This window comes from Streptomyces sp. NPDC004284, assembly GCF_042874035.1.
In the GTDB taxonomy this organism is placed as follows: domain Bacteria; phylum Actinomycetota; class Actinomycetes; order Streptomycetales; family Streptomycetaceae; genus Streptomyces.
Window position 1 is genome coordinate 23,738 of the sequence record NZ_JBIAMJ010000007.1, and the last position, 17,962, is coordinate 41,699.

The 17,962-nt window shown below is 71.8% G+C and carries 18 protein-coding genes; 6 read left to right on the top strand and 12 right to left on the bottom strand.

The window, feature by feature from the left end:
• Positions 1-7: 7 nt before the first annotated feature.
• Together ACFYUS_RS19400 and tyrS are read left to right on the top strand one after the other, a co-directional pair.
• Positions 8-1,399, top strand: coding sequence for a metallopeptidase TldD-related protein (locus tag ACFYUS_RS19400; protein WP_388853096.1), 1,392 nt, complete (start codon positions 8-10; stop codon positions 1,397-1,399).
• 55 nt (positions 1,400-1,454) lie between these two features.
• Entirely contained in the window at positions 1,455-2,723 is a 1,269-nt protein-coding gene (gene tyrS / locus ACFYUS_RS19405; protein ID WP_388853099.1) for a tyrosine--tRNA ligase, read from the top strand.
• 60 nt (positions 2,724-2,783) lie between these two features.
• Here tyrS and ACFYUS_RS19410 read toward each other — a convergent pair whose 3' ends face one another.
• Positions 2,784-3,059 carry a GlsB/YeaQ/YmgE family stress response membrane protein gene (locus ACFYUS_RS19410; RefSeq protein WP_388853102.1) on the bottom strand — a complete coding sequence of 92 codons (276 nt, stop codon included), beginning with the start codon at positions 3,057-3,059 and terminating at the stop codon, positions 2,784-2,786.
• A 169-nt stretch (positions 3,060-3,228) separates the two neighbouring features.
• On the opposite strand from ACFYUS_RS19410, the gene ACFYUS_RS19415 reads away from it, so the two are divergent.
• Entirely contained in the window at positions 3,229-3,555 is a 327-nt protein-coding gene (locus ACFYUS_RS19415) for a DUF3099 domain-containing protein (protein WP_388853104.1), read from the top strand.
• A 134-nt stretch (positions 3,556-3,689) separates the two neighbouring features.
• Complete coding sequence (locus ACFYUS_RS19420; RefSeq protein ID WP_388853107.1) at positions 3,690-3,908, top strand: hypothetical protein; 219 nt, start codon at positions 3,690-3,692, stop codon at positions 3,906-3,908.
• On the opposite strand, the gene moaA is transcribed toward ACFYUS_RS19420, so the two are convergent.
• From moaA to ACFYUS_RS19435, 3 genes are all read right to left on the bottom strand, one after another.
• The gene (gene moaA / locus ACFYUS_RS19425) at positions 3,891-4,880 is read right to left on the bottom strand and encodes a GTP 3',8-cyclase MoaA (protein WP_388853110.1); all 990 of its coding nucleotides are present in this window, start codon (positions 4,878-4,880) and stop codon (positions 3,891-3,893) included. The genes ACFYUS_RS19420 and moaA overlap by 18 nt on opposite strands.
• 151 nt (positions 4,881-5,031) lie before the next feature.
• A complete protein-coding gene (locus ACFYUS_RS19430) occupies positions 5,032-6,657 on the bottom strand; it encodes a cation acetate symporter (protein WP_388853113.1) in 1,626 nt (541 codons plus the stop codon).
• Positions 6,654-7,028 (bottom strand): DUF485 domain-containing protein, encoded by a 375-nt coding sequence (locus tag ACFYUS_RS19435; protein WP_388853116.1) that lies wholly within the window; start codon positions 7,026-7,028, stop codon positions 6,654-6,656. Before ACFYUS_RS19435 ends, ACFYUS_RS19430 begins: the two co-directional genes overlap by 4 nt.
• Before the next feature lie 273 nt (positions 7,029-7,301).
• On the opposite strand from ACFYUS_RS19435, the gene ACFYUS_RS19440 reads away from it, so the two are divergent.
• On the top strand, positions 7,302-8,837 hold the full coding sequence (locus tag ACFYUS_RS19440; protein WP_388853119.1) for a S8 family serine peptidase: 1,536 nt from the start codon (positions 7,302-7,304) through the stop codon (positions 8,835-8,837).
• A gap of 78 nt (positions 8,838-8,915) precedes the next feature.
• Positions 8,916-10,217: a CoA transferase gene (locus ACFYUS_RS19445; RefSeq protein ID WP_388853122.1), complete on the top strand. Its 1,302-nt coding sequence runs from the start codon at positions 8,916-8,918 to the stop codon at positions 10,215-10,217.
• A 21-nt stretch (positions 10,218-10,238) separates the two neighbouring features.
• Here the strand turns inward: ACFYUS_RS19445 and ACFYUS_RS19450 are convergent, their stop codons facing one another.
• From ACFYUS_RS19450 to ACFYUS_RS19485, 8 genes are all read right to left on the bottom strand, one after another.
• Entirely contained in the window at positions 10,239-11,282 is a 1,044-nt protein-coding gene (locus ACFYUS_RS19450; protein WP_388853125.1) for a zinc-dependent alcohol dehydrogenase family protein, read from the bottom strand.
• An 18-nt stretch (positions 11,283-11,300) separates the two neighbouring features.
• Complete coding sequence (locus ACFYUS_RS19455) at positions 11,301-11,933, bottom strand: lysoplasmalogenase (protein ID WP_388853128.1); 633 nt, start codon at positions 11,931-11,933, stop codon at positions 11,301-11,303.
• Positions 11,930-12,808, bottom strand: coding sequence for a sterol desaturase family protein (locus ACFYUS_RS19460; protein ID WP_388853131.1), 879 nt, complete (start codon positions 12,806-12,808; stop codon positions 11,930-11,932). The genes ACFYUS_RS19455 and ACFYUS_RS19460 overlap by 4 nt, the downstream gene beginning before the upstream one ends.
• A gap of 104 nt (positions 12,809-12,912) precedes the next feature.
• The gene (locus ACFYUS_RS19465) at positions 12,913-13,626 is read right to left on the bottom strand and encodes a VIT family protein (RefSeq protein ID WP_388853134.1); all 714 of its coding nucleotides are present in this window, start codon (positions 13,624-13,626) and stop codon (positions 12,913-12,915) included.
• Positions 13,627-13,650: 24 nt separating this feature from the next.
• A complete protein-coding gene (locus ACFYUS_RS19470; RefSeq protein WP_388853137.1) occupies positions 13,651-14,877 on the bottom strand; it encodes an amidohydrolase family protein in 1,227 nt (408 codons plus the stop codon).
• Positions 14,874-16,166, bottom strand: a complete 1,293-nt coding sequence (locus ACFYUS_RS19475; protein WP_388853140.1) for an amidohydrolase family protein — start codon at positions 16,164-16,166, stop codon at positions 14,874-14,876. Before ACFYUS_RS19475 ends, ACFYUS_RS19470 begins: the two co-directional genes overlap by 4 nt.
• Positions 16,167-16,195: 29 nt before the next feature.
• Entirely contained in the window at positions 16,196-17,080 is an 885-nt protein-coding gene (locus ACFYUS_RS19480) for an SDR family NAD(P)-dependent oxidoreductase (protein ID WP_388853143.1), read from the bottom strand.
• Positions 17,080-17,877, bottom strand: coding sequence for an acetoacetate decarboxylase family protein (locus ACFYUS_RS19485; RefSeq protein WP_388853145.1), 798 nt, complete (start codon positions 17,875-17,877; stop codon positions 17,080-17,082). Before ACFYUS_RS19485 ends, ACFYUS_RS19480 begins: the two co-directional genes overlap by 1 nt.
• Positions 17,878-17,962 lie beyond the last annotated feature (85 nt).

The following is a 17,962-nucleotide window of genomic DNA, read 5'->3' on the forward strand; positions in this document are numbered from 1 at the left end:
CCGGTCGATGAGCCGCGTCAGCAAGCCGTACGAGATCGTCGAGCGGGCCCTCGAGCTGTCCCGCGCCGACGGGTGTGTCGTCATCGCCGACGAGGAGTCCTCGGCCAATCTGCGCTGGGCGGGCAACGCGCTCACCACGAACGGCGTGACCCGGGGCCGCACCCTCACCGTGATCGCGACCGTCGACGGCGCGCAGGGCACCGCCTCCGGTGTCGTCTCGCGGTCCGCCGTGACCGCGGACGACCTGGAGCCCCTGGTGCGGGCCGCCGAGGCCGCCGCCCGCGCCGCCGGGCCCGCCGAGGACGCCCAGCCGCTGGTGGAGGGCGTGCCCGCCTCGCCCGACTTCACGGACGCCCCGGCGGAGACCTCCTCCGCCGTCTTCACCGACTTCGCCCCGGCGCTCGGCGAGGCCTTCGCACGCGCGCGTGCGGGCGGCCGCGAGTTGTACGGCTTCGCCAACCACGAGCTGACCTCCACCTACCTGGGCACGTCCACGGGGCTGCGGCTCCGCCACGACCAGCCCAACGGGACCCTGGAGCTCAACGCCAAGTCCCCCGACCGCTCGCGTTCCGCGTGGGCCGGGCGCTCGACCCGGGACTTCAAGGACGTCGACCCGGGCGCGCTCGACGCCGAGCTGGCGACCCGCCTCGGCTGGGCGGAGCGGAGGATCGAGCTGCCCGCCGGCCGGTACGAGACGCTGCTGCCGCCGACCGCCGTGGCCGACCTGATGATCTACCAGCTGTGGTCCTCGGCCGCCCGGGACGCGGTGGAGGGCCGTACGGTCTTCTCCAAGCCCGGCGGCGGCACCCGGCTCGGCGAGCAGCTCTCCCCGCTGCCGCTGACGCTGCGCAGCGACCCGAACGAGCCGGGCCTGGAGTCCTCGCCGTTCGTGATCGCGCACTCCTCCGGCGACGACTCCTCCGTCTTCGACAACGGTCTGCCGGTCGGCCCGGTCGACTGGGTGAAGGCCGGCGCGCTGGCGCATCTGGTCACCACCCGGCACACGGCGGGCCTTACTCGGTTGCCCGTGGCGCCGGGAGCGGGGAACCTGATCCTGGACGGCGGCGGCGTGCGCTCCCTGGAGGAGATGGTGGCCTCGACGGAGCGCGGCCTGCTGCTGACCTGCCTCTGGTACATCCGCGAGGTCGACCCGGCGACGCTGCTGCTGACCGGGCTGACCCGGGACGGCGTCTACCTCGTCGAGAACGGCGAGGTGGTCGGCGAGGTGAACAACTTCCGGTTCAACGAGTCGCCGGTGGACCTGCTGTCGCGGGCCTCGGAGGCGGGTCGTACGGAGAAGACGCTGCCGCGCGAGTGGAGCGACTGGTTCACCCGGGCCGCGATGCCCGCCCTGCGGGTGCCGGACTTCAACATGAGCTCGGTCAGCAAGGGGGTCTGACCCGCCTAGACTGGGCCGACGTACCACTGACGACTTTCTGAGGAGACGGACGATCGTGACGGACATCGTCGACGAGCTGAAGTGGCGTGGGCTCTTCGCCCAGTCCACCGATGAGGACGCACTGCGCAAGGCTCTCGCGGACGGTCCCGTCACGTTCTATTGCGGTTTCGACCCGACCGCGGCCAGTCTCCACGTCGGCCACCTGGTCCAGGTCCTCACCGTCCGCCGGCTCCAGCAGGCCGGGCACCGGCCGCTGGCGCTGGTCGGCGGGGCCACCGGGCAGATCGGTGACCCGCGGCCGACGGCCGAGCGCACCCTGAACGACCCCGAGACGGTCGCGAACTGGGTGAACCGGCTGCGCTCGCAGATCGAGCCCTTCCTCTCCTTCGAGGGGGAGAACGCGGCGGTCATGGTGAACAACCTGGACTGGACCGCCGGGATGTCGGCGATCGAGTTCCTGCGGGACATCGGCAAGCACTTCCGGGTCAACAAGATGCTGACCAAGGACTCCGTCGCCCGGCGCCTGGAGTCCGAGCAGGGCATCAGCTACACCGAGTTCAGCTACCAGCTGCTCCAGGGCATGGACTTCCTGGAGCTGTACCGCCGCTACGGCTGCACGCTCCAGCAGGGCGGCTCGGACCAGTGGGGCAACCTGGTGGCCGGCCTCGACCTGATCCACCGCCTGGAGCCGGGCGCCGAGGCGCACGCGCTCGCGACCCCGCTGATGGTCAAGGCGGACGGCACCAAGTTCGGCAAGACCGAGGGCGGGGCCGTCTGGCTGGACCCGGAGATGACCACGCCGTACGCGTTCTACCAGTTCTGGCTGAACGTGGACGACCGGGACATCTCGACGTACATGCGGATCCTGTCCTTCAAGTCCCGCGAGGAGCTGGAGGAGCTGGAGGCGCAGACCGCCGAGCGGCCGCAGGCGCGCGCCGCGCAGCGGGCGCTCGCCGAGGAGCTCACCACCCTGGTGCACGGCGCCGAGCAGTGCGCGGCCGTCATCGGCGCCTCCAAGGCGCTGTTCGGGCAGGGCGACCTGGCCGAGCTGGACGAGCCGACGCTCGCCGCCGCGCTGTCCGAGCTGCCGCACGCGCGCGTGTCCGAGCTGGGCCAGGTCGTGGACCTGTTCGCCGAGGTCGGTCTCGTGGCGAGCAAGTCGGCGGCGCGCCGCACGGTGAAGGAGGGCGGTGCCTACGTGAACAACGTGAAGGTGACCGCCGAGGACGCCGAGGTGTCGGCGGACGAGCTGCTGCACGGCCGCTGGCTGGTGCTGCGGCGCGGCAAGAAGAACCTCGCGGCGATCGAGTTCGCCGGCGAGTAGGGATCACGGAAGGAGGCCCGGTACGCGCGCGGTGCGCCGTACCGGGCCTCCTTCCGTCTCTCAGGCGTGCCGTCTGCCGCCCTTGACCGAGACCCACAGCATGTCGCCCACGCCGACCACCGCGATGGCGCCGATCAGCTGGAGCAGGTGCCGGGTCCAGTCGATGCCCCGGGTCTCCCCGACTCCGATCCAGCCCGCGACCGCGTTGCCGAGCACGCTGCCGAGGATGCCGAACACGGTCGTCAGCCACAGCGGGATCTGCTGCTTCCCCGGCAGGATCGCCTTCGCGAGCAGACCGAGGACGAATCCCACGATGATCGCCCACAACCAACCCATCGCCGCCTCCTAGTGCGCGTGTGCGCCCAGTCTCGACCCATCGGCCATACGGCGCATGTCGGACAGCGCCGTACGTGCCCCGGTCTCGTGGACCGTGGAGGGCGGGCGTACCGTGGAATCAGGTCCGGACCGGGGAGGGTCCGGCACGACCCGTGGGCGGTGAACAGCGATGCCGAAGCATGGCGGGACCGAGGTCTTCCGGATCACGGGGGCCCGGCAGGGGCTCGCCGAGGACGTGCGGGGGCGGCAGCGGCGCTACGTCATCTCGATGACGGTGCGGACGCTCTCCGTGATCGCCGCGACGGTGCTGTGGAACGTGGAGCGGCACATCGCCTTCGTGGCGCTGGGCCTGGGCCTCCTGCTCCCCTACATCGCCGTGGTGATCGCCAACGCGGGACGCGAGAGGGCTCCGTCCCTTCCCTCCACCTTCGTCCCGACTCCGGTGCGCCCGGAGCTCGACGCCTCGAACCTCAATAAAAGCTCAGATCAATCATGACGATCCCGTGCACCGCACCCCATGTGCCGTGACATACTGCCTACGCGCTCCGCATCCCCCGTCGGAGCGACGGACCGATGCCGGGCAGCTCCCCCCGTGGCTGCCCGGCATCGCTGTTGCTGGACAATGATCGGGTGAGCGAAGAGAAGCCGATCTGTTCCGCCAAGGGGTGCCGCGTCGACGCCGTCTGGGTCCTCGCGTGGAACAACCCCAAGCTGCACACGCCCGAGCGTCGCAAGACCTGGCTCGCGTGCGAGGAGCACCGCGAACACCTCTCCCAGTTCCTGGGTGTGCGGGGCTTCCTGAAGGACGTCGTCCCGCTGGCCGACTGGGACTCAGCCGCCGATGGCTGACATCGGGCGGTCGGGCTGGAGGAAGCTCGGGTCGTCGAGGCCGGAGCCGGCCTTCTTGCCCCACATGGCCTTCCGCCAGATCTCCGCGACCGTGCCGTCCGGGGCGTCCGAGCGCAGCGCGGCCCGCAGGTCCGTCTCCTCGGTGGCGAAGAGGCAGGTGCGCACCTGACCGTCGGCGGTGAGCCGGGTGCGGTCGCAGGCCCGGCAGAACGGGCGGGTGACGGAGGCGATGACGCCGACCGTGTGCGGTCCGTCGTCGACCTTCCAGCGCTCCGCGGGCGCCGATCCGCGCTCCTCGGAGCCCTCCGGCGTCAGGGTGAAGCGGGTGCGCAGCGACTCCAGGATGTCCCCGGCGGTGATCATGCCGTCGCGCTTCCAGCCGTGCTGGGCGTCCAGGGGCATCTGCTCGATGAAGCGGAGCTCGTAGCCCTCCCGTATCGCCCAGGCGAGGAGGTCGGGGGCCTCGTCGGCGTTGAGCCCGGGCATCAGGACGGCGTTGACCTTGACCGGGGCGAGGCCGGCCTCGCGGGCGGCGGCCATGCCGTCGAGGACGTCCTGGTGGCGGTCGCGCCGGGTGAGGGTCTTGAAGACCTCGGGGCGCAGGGTGTCGAGGGAGACGTTGACCCGGTCGAGGCCGGCGGCCTTGAGGGCGGCGGCGGTGCGCTTGAGTCCGATGCCGTTGGTGGTGAGGGACATCCTGGGGCGGGGCTCCAGGGCGGCGCAGCGCTCGACGATCCCGACGAGGCCGGGGCGGAGCAGCGGCTCGCCCCCGGTGAAGCGGACCTCGGTGACGCCGAGGTCGGTGACCGCGATGCGGATGAGCCGGACGATCTCGTCGTCGGTGAGGAGGTCCGGCTTGGCGAGCCACTGGAGGCCCTCTTCCGGCATGCAGTACGTGCAGCGCAGATTGCACCGGTCGGTGAGCGAGACGCGCAGGTCGGTGGCCACACGGCCGTATGTGTCGATGAGCACTGTGGGCCCCCTCCCGGTCTTCCGGATGCGTGTGTTCCGAGCCTACGCGAGCACGCGGACAACGAGCAGGGCAGATTGTCACGAGGACCGACGAGGCCGCGTCGTAGAACTCTACGACGCGGCCGTCCGGCGGTGGCGGAGCGTGTACGTTTCAGTGCGCTCCGACTCCGGTGAGGGACTTGACCTCCAGCTCCGCGTACTTGCCCTTGTCCGGCTCCTCCTTGGAGAGGATCGAGCCGAGCCAGCCGAGCAGGAAGCCGAGCGGGATGGAGACGATGCCGGGGTTCTCCAGCGGGAACCAGTAGAAGTCCGCCGTCTTGAACATCGAGGTGGGCTTGCCGGAGACGACCGGGGAGAACAGGACGAGGACGACCGCCGAGACCAGGCCGCCGTAGATCGACCACAGGGCACCCCGGGTGGTGAACCGCTTCCAGAAGAGCGAGTAGAGGATCGTCGGCAGGTTGGCCGAGGCGGCGACCGCGAAGGCGAGGGCGACGAGACCGGCGACGTTGAGGTCGCGGGCGAGGGCGCCGAGCGCGATGGAGACGATGCCGATGAGGACGGTCGCCCAGCGGGCGGCCTTCACCTCCTCCTGCTCGGTGGCCTTCCCGCGCCGGATGACGTTGGCGTAGATGTCGTGCGCGAAGGACGAGGAGGAGGCCAGGGTCAGGCCGGCGACGACGGCGAGGATGGTCGCGAAGGCGACGGCGGAGATGACGGCGAGGAGGATCGCGCCGCCGGTGGAGCCGGCTCCGCCGCCGATCTCCAGGGCCGCGAGCGGGGCGGCCGTGTTGCCGGCCTTGTTGGAGGCGATGATGTCGGTGTTCTTGAGGAGCGCGGCGGCGCCGAAGCCGAGGACGATCGTCATCAGGTAGAAGGCGCCGATGATGCCGATGGCCCAGTTGACGGACTTACGGGCGGCCTTGGCGCTCGGCACCGTGTAGAAGCGGATCAGGATGTGGGGCAGGCCGGCGGTGCCGAGGACGAGGGCGATGCCGAGCGAGAGGAAGTCCAGCTTGGAGGTGGCGGTGGCGCCGTACTTGAGGCCGGGCTGCAGGAAGGCGTCGCCCTTGCCGCTGTTGGTGGCGGCCGCGCCGAGCAGCTCCGAGATGTTGAAGTGGAACTTGAGGAGGATGAGGAAGGTGATCAGGAGGGTGCCCGCGATGAGCAGGACCGCCTTGACCATCTGCACCCAGGTGGTGCCCTTCATGCCGCCGATCGTCACGTACACGATCATCAGGAGGCCGACCAGGGCGACGATCGCGATCTTGCCGCCGTCGCTGGTGATGCCGAGCAGCAGCGAGACGAGGACGCCCGCGCCCGCCATCTGGGCGAGCAGGTAGAAGATCGAGACGACGATCGTCGAGGTGCCGGCGGCGGTGCGGACGGGCCGCTGGCGCATCCGGTAGGCGAGGACGTCGCCCATGGTGAACCGGCCGGAGTTGCGCAGCGGTTCGGCGACCAGGAGCAGGGCGACGAGCCAGGCGACGAGGAAGCCGATCGAGTAGAGGAAGCCGTCGTAGCCGAAGAGGGCGATGGCTCCGGCGATGCCGAGGAAGGACGCGGCGGACATGTAGTCGCCGGAGATCGCCAGGCCGTTCTGGAAGCCGGTGAACTGGCGTCCACCGGCGTAGAAGTCGGCGGCGCTGCGGGTCTGGCGGCCGGCCCAGACGGTGATGACGAGGGTGGCGAGGACGAAGGCCCCGAACAGGGCGATGATCAGGGGCCGGTGCTCGGTGGTGGCGTTGCCGGCCGCGAGCAGGACGGGGGTGCTCATGCGTCGCCCTCCATACGGGTTCTGATGGCCTCGGCCTTGGGGTCGAGCCGGTTCGCCGCGTGCCGCGAGTAGAGCCAGGCGATGAGGAACGTGGTGAGGAACTGGCCGAGGCCGAGGACGAGGGCCACGTTGATGTTGCCGAAGAGCTTGGTGCCCATGAAGTCGCCCGCGTAGTTGGAGAGCAGCACGTACAGCAGGTACCAGGCGATGAAGGCGAGGGTGAGGGGGAAGGCGAAGGAGCGGTACGTGCGGCGCAGTTCGCCGAACTCCGCGCCTTCCTGGACCTCGACGAACTGTTCCGTGGTGGGCGACGCGGGACCGCGGTCGGTCTCCGTGCCGTTTCTGGGCGGTGGCAGTGCTTCGGTGGCCACGGAATCTCCTCGGGACGCGGGGACGGACGGCTTGGTCAAGGGGGCCTCACCAGGGGTGTGGGAAGCGGGGCTCCCAGCGGAGCTCCTCCCCTGACCAACGGCACGGAGCGGGAAGCGAAGCGGTTCACCCGGAAGATTTCCTTGAACATATCTTCATGAAGTCTTCTCAACTCATTGAAGGTTCGGGAAGATCAGCGATAGCTTCACTCGTCATGCACCTGCCCGCACGCAAACCCGCGCGCGGGCAGTACATACGGATGATGTGGAGAACCCATGGCTCATCTGGGATCGAGGCGCGGCCGAGCTCTCGCTCTGCCGGTTGGTCTCGCGCTCACGGCCTCGCTCGGCTTCCTTGCCCCCGGCGCCGCCTCCGCCGCGGAACTGAGCGACGCTCCGGCCGCCGTGGCCGCTTTCAGCGGCCCGAAGCTCTCGTACGTCGTCAACGTCGAGGGCGGCCGCTGGACCGCCGACTCCGTGCGGAAGTCGATCGCCGCCGCGGGCGGCGAGGTGGTCATCTCGTACGACCAGATAGGCGTGATAGTCGTCCACTCGCAGAACCCCGAGTTCGCGAAGACGATCCGTCAGGCGCGTGGTGTGGTGTCCGCCGGCGCGACCCGCACCGCTCCGCTCTCCGTCCAGTCCGACGACTCCGTCGACGAGGGCGCGCAGACGCTGTCCGCCGCCGAGGCCAAGGCCGCCGCGGCCGCCGCCACGGACGGTCAGGACCCGCTGGAGCCCCTGCAGTGGGACCTCCCGGCGATCAAGGCCGACAAGGCGCACGAGAAGACCCTCGGCAGCAGCCGGGTCACCGTCGGCATCATCGACACCGGTGTCGACGACACCCACCCGGACCTGGCGCCGAACTTCGACGCCTCCGCCTCCGCCAACTGCGTGTCCGGCAAGCCGAACACGACCCCCGGCTCGTGGCGTCCGAACAAGGGCGAGAGCGACCACGGCACGCACGTCGCGGGCACCATCGGCGCCGCCAAGAACGGCATCGGCATCACCGGTGTCGCGCCGGGCGTGAAGCTCGCCGGCATCAAGGTGTCCACCCCGGACGGCTTCTTCTACACCGAGGCCGTGGTCTGCGGCTTCGTGTGGGCGGCCGAGCACGGCATCGACGTCACGAACAACAGCTACTACACCGACCCGTGGATGTTCGCCTGCAAGGACGACGAGGACCAGAAGGCCCTCATCGAGGCGGTCACCCGCGCGACCCGGTACGCGGAGAAGAAGGGCACGGTCAACGTCGCCGCGGCCGGCAACTCCAAGTTCGACCTGGCGGCCGACAAGATCACGGACACGTCCAGCCCGAACGACACCACGGCCGTCCCCCGTGACGTCGACCCGTCGGAGTGCTTCGACTACCCGTCCATGCTGCCGGGTGTCGTGACGGTCTCCGCGACCGGCGCCAAGGGCCTCAAGGCGTCCTACTCCAACTACGGTCTCGGCGTCATCGACATCGCCGCCCCCGGCGGTGACCGCACCGAGTACCAGACCCCGGACGCCCCGGCGGTCAACGGCCGCATCCTGTCGACCACGGTCGACGGCGGCTACAACTACAAGGCCGGCACGTCGATGGCGTCCCCGCACGCCGCCGGTGTGCTCGCGCTGCTGAAGTCGACGCACCCGCACGCCAGCCCGGCGGCGCTGAAGGCGCTGCTGTACGCGCAGGCCGACGAGCAGACGTGCACCAACCCGTACGACATCGACGGAGACGGCAAGATCGACGCCGTCTGCGAGGGCGGCAAGAACAAGAACGGCTTCTACGGAGCCGGTCTGATCGACGCGCTGGCCGCCGTGAAGTAAGCGGCATCCGCGTGAGGGCCCTGGTGTGCTGTGCCACACCAGGGCCCTTTGCATGGCACTGAGTGCCACACTGCGGTCATGGACAACACAGTGCGTACGGGTACGGAGTTGTTGTGGGCGGCCCTGGGCGGCGATCCCGCCCTCGTCAACCGCGTGGAGTACGGCGGGGTCTCGGGGCTGCTGCCCGCACGGCTGCCGGTGATGGACCTGGCGCGGGGCGCGGTCGCGGTCTGCTCGCTCGCCGCGGTGGAGCACGCGGGGCTCCCGGGGCCGGTGCAGGTGGACGACGGGGCCGTCGCCACGGCCTTCGTGAGCGAGCGTCACCTGCGGGTCGACGGGCGCGCGCCGGTGAACTTCGCGCCCCTCTCGCGGTTCTGGCGGGCGGCCGACGGCTGGGTCCGTACGCACGCCAACTACCCGCACCACAGGGCGGCGTTGCTCGCGGCGCTGGGTGCGGCCGACTCCGTGGAGGCCGTCGCGGCGGCGATCGGGGAGCGGAAGGCCGTCGAGGTCGAGACGGCGGTGTACGCGGCCGGGGGCCTGGCCGTCGCCCTGCGCACACCCGAGGAGTGGGCGGCGGGCGAGCAGGGCCGGGAGGTGGCGGCGCGGCCGCTGCTGACCCGGGAGCGGCTCGACGAGGCGGCGCCCCGGGCCGTGGGCGGGCGCCCGCTGCGGGTCCTGGATCTGACCCGGGTGATCGCCGGGCCCGTCGCGACCCGGACCCTCGCGCTGCTCGGCGCGGACGTGCTGCGGATCGACCCGCCGGGCAATCCGGAGCTGCCGGACCAGCACGCGGACACGGGCGTCGGCAAGCGGACGTCCGCGCTGGACCTGGACCGGCCGTCGGACCGGCGGACCTTCGACGAACTCCTCGACGCGGCCGACGTGCTGGTGACCGGCTTCCGGCCGGGCGCGCTCGACCGCTTCGACCTGGACCGGCCGGGTCTGGTGACGGCCCGGCTCTCCGCCTGGGGCGACTACGGGCCGTGGGGCGGGCGGCGCGGCTTCGACTCCCTGGTGCAGGTGGCGACGGGCATCGCGGCGGTGGAGGGTTCGGCGGAGGAGCCGGGCGCGCTGCCGGCCCAGGCGCTGGACCACGGCACGGGCTATCTGCTCGCGGCGGCGGTGCTGCGGTCCCTGACCGAGCAGCGTACGGAGGGCGGCAGTCGGCTCGTCCGCGTGGCCCTCGCCCAGACGGGCCACTGGCTGACCGGCACGCTGCCGCGGTACGAGCCGGAGCGGTACCTCGCGGAGTCGGAGGGGCCGCTGGGGCGGTTGCGGCACGCGCTGTCGCCGGTGGCGTACGAGGGCGGGCCCCGCTCCTGGTCCCGCCCGCCGGGCCTCGCGGGGGCGGACGCGCCGGTGTGGGGCGGGGCCTGAGGGTCCCCGCCCCGGGGCGCGCTACGGCTTGACCAGGACCTTCAGGGCCGTGCGCTCGTCCATGGCCTTGTAGCCGGCCGGGACGCCGGCCAGGTCGACGGTGAGGTCGAAGACCGGGGAGGGGTCGATGGCGCCGGAGAGGACGTCGGGGAGGAGTTCCGGGATGTACGCGCGCACGGGGGCGACGCCGCCGCGCAGCGCGATGTTGCGGTCGAACATGACGGAGAGGTCGAGTCCGGTGCCGCTGCCGTGCGGGACGCCGACGTAGCCGATGGAGCCGCCGTCGCGGGCGATCGCGACGGCGGTGCGCATGGACTGCTCGGTGCCGACGGCCTCGATGACGCCGTGGGCGCCCTGGCCGCCGGTGAGCTCGCGGACGGCGGCCTCGGCGGCCTCGCCGCGCTCGGCGACGACGTCGGTGGCGCCGAAGGCGCGGGCGATGTCGGTGCGGGCGGTGTGCCGGCCGAGCGCGATGATCCGCTCGGCGCCGAGCCGCTTGGCGGCCAGGACGCCGCAGAGGCCGACCGCGCCGTCGCCGACGACGGCGACCGTGGAGCCCTTCGTGACGCCCGCGCCGAGGGCCGCGTGGTGGCCCGTGCCCAGGACGTCGGAGAGGGCGAGCAGCGCGGTGAGGAGGCGGTCGTCCCCGGCCGCCTCGGCGGGGAGCTTCACCAGGGTGCCGTCGGCGAAGGGGACGCGGACGGCCTCGCCCTGGCCGCCGTCGGAGCCGACCGAGCCCCAGAAGCCGCCGCGCGGGCAGGAGGTCTGGAGGCCCTCGGCGCAGTACTCGCAGGTGCCGTCGGACCAGACGAAGGGGGCGACGACGAGGTCGCCGGCGGCGAAGCCGGTGACCTCGGAGCCTGCCGCCTCGACGACGCCCAGGAACTCGTGGCCGATGCGCTGGCCGGGCTGCCGGGCGGACTCGCCGCGGTAGGCCCACAGGTCGCTGCCGCAGATGCAGGCGCGCAGGACCCGCAGGACGACGTCCGTGGGCTCCTGGATCACCGGGTCGGGCACGTCCTCCACGCGCATGTCGAACGGGGCGTGGATGGTGGTGGCGCGCATGGGGGGCGGTCCTTGCTGTCAGACGGTTGTACGACGTTCACCGTACATCGCGCGGAGCGTTCCCGCCGTCAGCAGGTACTGCGCCGCGATGTAGGTCAGCATGACCCAGAAGTCGGGCGCCGGCAGCTGGGGCCAGCCGGCGACGCCGGTGGCGATGAGGGTGTCGGACAGCAGGAAGAGGGCGCCGCCGAGGCCGGCCAGGAGCCCGAAGGCGCTGGAGCGGTAGGCCATGGCCGTGAGCAGCAGCGAGTATCCGGCGACGGGGACGCGCAGGTCGGCGGGGAGGTCGGGCCAGAGGAGCACGACGGTGCCGACGAGGGCGACGGCGTAGAGGGCGCCCAGGAGCGGGGACGTGCGCCGGCGTCCGAAGAGGACCAGGTAGCAGACGTGTCCGGCGGCGAAGGAGCCCATGCCGACGAGGAAGGCCCAGTCGGCGTCGGAGAGCAGGAAGACGTCGCCGCCCCAGCCGAGGAGGAGCGCGGCGGTGAGCAGCCGGGGTGCGCCGCGGGTGGCGGCGTACGCGGCGAGCAGGGGCATCAGGAGCGGCTTGGCGATCTGGTGGCCGAGCTCCGCGCCGGCGAGCAGGGAGATCAGGTCGACGGCGGCCGCGAGCCCGAAGGCGGCGAGCAGGGCACGGGAGGAGGTCTTCACGCGGCGGTCTCCGGGGCGGCGGTGGTGGTCGTCGGGGCCGTGGGCGCCGGCTGCCAGCCGGGGCCGCGGAAGACGCGTCCGGCCCGTTCGCGCCAGCCGTGGGCGGCGCGCAGGTCGCGGGCGATGGCGGCGTACTCGTGGGTGGCGACGCGCAGCGGGTTGTAGGTCTCGATGTTCTTGGTGAGCCCGTAGACGGGCCGCTCGGTCTCGCCGACCCAGGAGCCGAACATCCGGTCCCAGACGATGAGGATGCCGCCGAAGTTCCGGTCCAGGTAGCCGCCCTGGGAGGCGTGGTGGACGCGGTGGTGCGAGGGGGTGTTGAGGACGTACTCGAAGGGCCGCGGCAGCTTGTCGATGCGCTCGGTGTGGATCCAGAACTGGTAGACGAGGTTGACCGAGTAGCAGAGGGCGAGGACCGCCGGGTGGACGCCGAGGGCGATCAGCGGCAGGTAGAACGGCCAGCCCGTCACGTTGGTCCACGGCTGGCGCAGGGCGGTGCTGAGGTTGAACTTCCGGCTGCTGTGGTGGACGACGTGGCAGGCCCACAGGATGCGGACGACGTGGTGGCCGCGGTGCTGCCAGTAGTAGAGGAAGTCCTGCGCGAGCAGCATGAGCGGGACCGTCCACCAGAGGACGGGGACGCGGAGCGGGGTCAGCTCGTAGACGGCCGTGTAGATCCCGACGACCGGGATCTTCCACAGCGCGTCGACGACGAGGCTTCCCAGGCCCATGCCGATGCTGGTGGCGGCGTCCCTGGCCTCGTACCCGGCGGCGTCCTCGTCGGGGTGGATCCGGTGGAGGACCATCTCCAGGACCGTGAGCAGGACGAACGCCGGTATGGACCAGAGCACGACGTCGGGCGGGTTGGGCGGCATGCCGACGACGGTAGAGGCGGAGACGGGGCGCGGCTAGATGTGATTACTTACAAGTAAGTAAGAACACTTGTCAGCAAGCTTTGGAAACTTCCCACAAGGCGTCGCTAGACCCCCGCCGCCCCGAGCAGCGACCCCGCCGCGTAGGTGACCGCCATCGCGAGGGCGCCGCCCACCGTGTTGCGCAGGATCGCGGGGCCCGTGGGGGCGCTGCCGAGGCGGGCGCTCCACCAGCCGGTGAGGGCGAGGGCGGCGAGGACGGAGACGACCGTGACCCACAGGCGGGCGGAGGCCGGCGGGAGGACGATCGCGAGCAGCGGGAGCAGGGCGCCGACGGTGAAGGCGAGGAAGCTGGCGCCGGCCGCGTGCCAGGGGTTGGTGAGGTCGTCGGGGTCGATGCCGAGCTCCACGCGCGCGTGGGCGCGCAGCGCGTCACGGGCGGTGAGCTGTTCGGCGGCCTCGCGGGCCACCGCCGGGGAGAGGCCGCGGGCGGCGAGCAGACCGGTCAGTTCCGCCAGTTCCGCTTCCGGCTCTTCGCGCAGTTCGCGTTTCTCCTGGGCCAGCGCCGCCTTCTCCGAGTCGCGCTGGGTGGAGACGGAGACGTACTCCCCCGCCGCCATCGACATCGAGCCGGCGAGCAGTCCCGCCAGGCCGGCCGTGAGCAGGGCCGCCTGGGACTCGGTGGCGCCGGCGACGCCGACGACGAGGCCGGCGGTGGAGACGACGCCGTCGTTGGCTCCGAGCACGGCGGCCCGGAGCCAGTTGAGACGGGAGCCGAGGCCGCCACCGTGGGCCTCGTCGTGTGCGGGGGCTTCGGTCACCCCTGGAGGGTCGCACCCGGTGGGTCACCAGACCCGGACCGACCCGCCCTTCGCGAAGGCCGGGCTGGTGGCGCCCGCCGGGACCTCTTCCAGGGGTCGGGCGATCTCCTCGACGGTCGGACCGTGTTCGGCGGCGAGGCGGTCGAGGAGGGCGAGGTCGAAGCCGTAGACGCGGGCGGCGTTCCCGCCGACCATGGCGGCGACCTCCTCCCTCGGGAGTCCCGCGTAGGCGATGCGGAGGCCTTCGCGGGAGTACGGGGTGGTGCCCTCGTCGTGCGGGTAGTCGCTGCCCCACATGATCTTGTCGAGGCCGATCCGGTCGCGCAGCGGCACCTCGTGGGGGCGCATGAAGCTCGCGCCGACGAAGCAGTTGTCCCGCCAGACCTCCTTGGGCCCCTTGCCCATGGACTCCGCGAGGCCGGCGCCGAACTTGGACTCGGCGGTGGCGGCCCGCGTCGCGGCCGACACCAGGCGCCCGTGGTAGTAGTCCAGCATGTCGAGGACGCCCGGGATCCAGCCCGAGCCCTGCTCGGTCAGGACCAGCTTGAGCCCCGGGTGGCGCCGGAAGGCGCCGCCGAAGATCAGGTGCCACAGCGCCCGGTGGGAGAACCAGGTGGTCTCCACCATGAACACCGCCCGGGCGGCCGGTTCGTCGCCGAGCGGCGGGGACGCGGAGCCTCCGTGGTGGTTGACCGGGACGTCGAGCTCGGCGCAGACGGCCCAGATCGGGTCGTACGCCTCCGCGTACAGCTCGGGGACGGACGAGCCCGGCGGGACACCGGGCAGCAGGATGCCGCCGGTGAGCCCGGCCTCGCGGGTGCGGCGGATCTCCGCGACCGCCGCGTCCACGTCGTTGAGGAGGATCTGCGCCACACCCGCCCTGCGTCCCGGGGCGTCCGCGCAGAAGTCGGCCAGCCAGCGGTTGTGCGCCTGGAGCCCGGCCCAGCGCTGCTCGTACTCGGCGCGGGTGGGCGGCTGGGCCATCAGGGAGGCCTTGGGGAAGAACGGCGGGATCGTGTTGGGGAAGACGACCTCGGCGACGATCCCGTCCGCCTCCAGCTCGCGCAGCCTGCGCCGCGAGTTCCAGTTGCGGTCGGCGGTGTCGGCGAGGAGGTCCTCGTACGGATTGACGTAGGTCGCCGCCCACGCGTCGAAGTCGTCGTGGTGCTTCTTCTCCAGGTACGGCTTGTAGTCGAGGAGGTCGGCGCCGGCGTGGCAGTCGGCGGAGACGACGGTGTAGCGGTCCGTCACGGGTTCACCCCCAGGACCGGGAACTCGTGGTCGGTGAGCCAGTGCCGGCCGACCTCGCGGGAGCGGGCCCAGGAGGCTTCGACGGCGGCCTGGTCGGCGGGCTGGCCGAGGTCGGCGGGGGTGGGGCCGATCCGACGGGCTATCGGATCCAATATTTGGATATCGAATCCAAAGACCTCGGCGGCGGCGAGACCGAGCATCCGCCGGGTCTCCGCGACCGGGATGTCGTGGAAGGTCTTCCGCAGCCACGCGCGCGTGTCGGGCCAGGTGCCCTCCGGGTGCGGGAAGTCCGAGCCCCACAGGATGTTGTCGACGCCGATCTCGTACCGCTGCGCGAGCTCGCGCCGCTTGGTGTTGGTGGCGCAGACGAAGACCTGCCGGTCGAGGTACTCGCTCGGCGGCCGCTTCAGCTCCGCGAACGGGGACAGCTTCTTGCCGCCGTGCGCGCCCAGGTAGAGCCGGTCCATGAACCAGAGCAGGTTCGGCAGCCACCAGCAGCCGGACTCGGCGACCCCGAACCGCAGGCCCGGGTGGCGCTCGAAGACGCCCGACCAGAGCAGGAACCACAGCGGCCTGGCCGGCCACCAGGTGACCTCGGAGACGTAGATCCCGAGGTGGTCGCCGTACTCCTCGCGCGGCGCCGCCCCGGAGTGGGTGACGACCGGCATCCCGGTCTCGGCCGCCGCCGCCCACACCGGGTCGTAACGCCGGTCGTGGTAGGGGGCCTTGTCCACCCACATGGAGGGGATCATGAGCGCGCCGAGCCCGGACTCCTTGGCCCGGTGGATCTCGGCGACGACCTCGCGGACGTCGGCGGTGACGGGGAGGAGGGCGACCCCGCAGTGCCGGGCCGGGTTCGCGGAGACGAAGTCGGCGAGCCAGCGGTTGTGCGCCCGCGCGCCCGCCATGCCGAGCTCCGGGTCCTGGTCGCCGGAGAGCCCGAGGCCGACGCCGAAGGGCGCGGCGGTCTGGCTGTCGACGGCGTCCGCGTCGGGGAAGACGACCTCGGCGGCCACTCCGTCGCCGTCGAGCTCCTTGATCCGCTGGGCGGGGTCCCAACCGCCCCGCAGGCCTTCCTCGTTGTCGTGGAACCACTTGTCGGCGAAGGCCTCGTTGCGCACCCCGAGCCGGGTCATGGCCTCCCGGCGGGCCTCGCGTCCCGCCAGGAAGTCGTCGAAATCCCGGTGGAAGCGGGGGTCGAGATAGGGCCGGTACTCCTCGGTGGGCAGTCCGGCGTGGCAGTCGGAGGAGATGATCAGGTACGGGTCCTCATGGCGTTCGTTGCTCATGGCGAAAGCCCCTCAGTCGGCGAAGCCCCTCAGTCGAGGATGAAGTTCTCCAGGTACGACGGGTTGGCGCGGTCGAGCATGGACCGCGAGCGCGCCTTGATCTGGCGGTCGCTGTGCTCGCTCTCCGGCAGCATCCAGAAGCGGTCGGCGCGGATGCCGTCGACGACGTGCTCGGCGACCTCCTCCACCGGTGTGAAGGCCACCTCGCGCCCGGCCTCCTTCATCGCCGCCTCGAACTGGTCGAGGCTGCGGTACGGGGTCCTGCGCGGCTTCTCCTTGGCGTACCGCTCGGGCCGGTTGCGGTGCGACTCCCACAGCCCGGTGCGCAGCATGTGCGGGCCGGGGAAGAGGACGGAGGCGCCCACGCGCGCGTGCTCCGCCTTGAGGTGGGCGTAGAGGGACTCGGTCATGGTGACGACGGCCGCCTTGGTGACCGCGTACACGGAGGCGGTGGGCAGCGGGGCGATGCCGCCGTCGCCGGAGGAGGTGTTCACGACGTGGCCGGGTTCGCCGCCCGCGATCATGCGGGGGACGAAGGCCTGGATGCCGTGGAAGACGCCCCAGATGTTGACGGAGAAGGCCCACTTCCAGTCGTTGGGCTCGTGCTCCCACATGCGGCCCTCGGCGCCGGAGCCGACGCCCGCGTTGTTGCAGAGGACGTGGACGGCGCCGAAGGCGTCGTACGCGGCGTCCGCGAGCGCCCGCACCTCGTCGGGGTCGGAGACGTCGACCGTCCGGGCGAGGACCTGCGCCCCGCCGGCCATCAGCTCGTCGGCGGCCGCTTCGAGGGCGCCGCGCTCGACGTCGCCGAGGACGACGGCGAGGCCCTCGGCGGCGAAGCGGCGGGCCATCGCGAGGCCGATGCCGCTCGCCGCGCCCGTGACGACGGCGACCTGTCCCGCGCGCAGCTCCATCAGGCACTTCCTTCCGGGGGTCCGTCGAGGATCTGGAGCGGGTCGTCGTACCGCTGGTGGACGAAGGGCAGCAGGGCCCGGGCGGACACCCGCTCGGCGACCGTGCCCTTCTGGTCGGTGGTCTTCTCGCCGATCGTGATCTCGACGATCCGGCGGACCGGGAGGTCGGCGACCGGGTCGTACATGGACTCGCGCAGGACCACGTCGCCGGTGATCCGCTCCAGCTTCCGCACCTTCTCGTTGCGGACGCAGTGGACGAGGACGGGGTCGGCGTCGAAGCCGGTGCCTTCCACGCCCGGCAGGAACTTGAAGTAGAAGTCGGTCTTCTCGACCGGCTCCGGCAGCGGCAGCGGTTCCGAGACGGCGCCGCGCACCTCCACGAACGCGATGCCGTGCCGGGCGAGGGCGGCGCGCACCACGAGCCCCTCGCGCTCGACCGTGACCTCGCCGAGCTTCTTCGGCTCGCCGAAGACCTCGCGCCCGCCGATCAGGGCCCGCTCGTGGGTCATCGGCATGACCAGCGGGTACCAGCCCTCCCGGTCGCCGTGGGCGGCGGCCACGGCCACCGAGCCGGCGCCGAGCGGATAACCGGGCAGGTCGACCTTGCTGATGTTGGCGCGCACGAGGGCGCGCGCGGTGGGCTTCAGCGGGGGCGGCAGGACCGCCGCCACGACGTCCGGGTCGGTCTCCCAGACGGCGACCACACCGGTGGACCAGATGTCGGGGAGCTTGGCGGACCGCTCGCGGGCCGCCGCCGCCTCCGCGTCGCTGCGTGCCCCGTACCGTACTCGTGCCATGACGTACCACCCTTCGGGATCGTCGGCCTGTAACACAGTTACACCGCGACCACCGAAGGGTAAAGAGGTCTGCACGCAGAGGAGT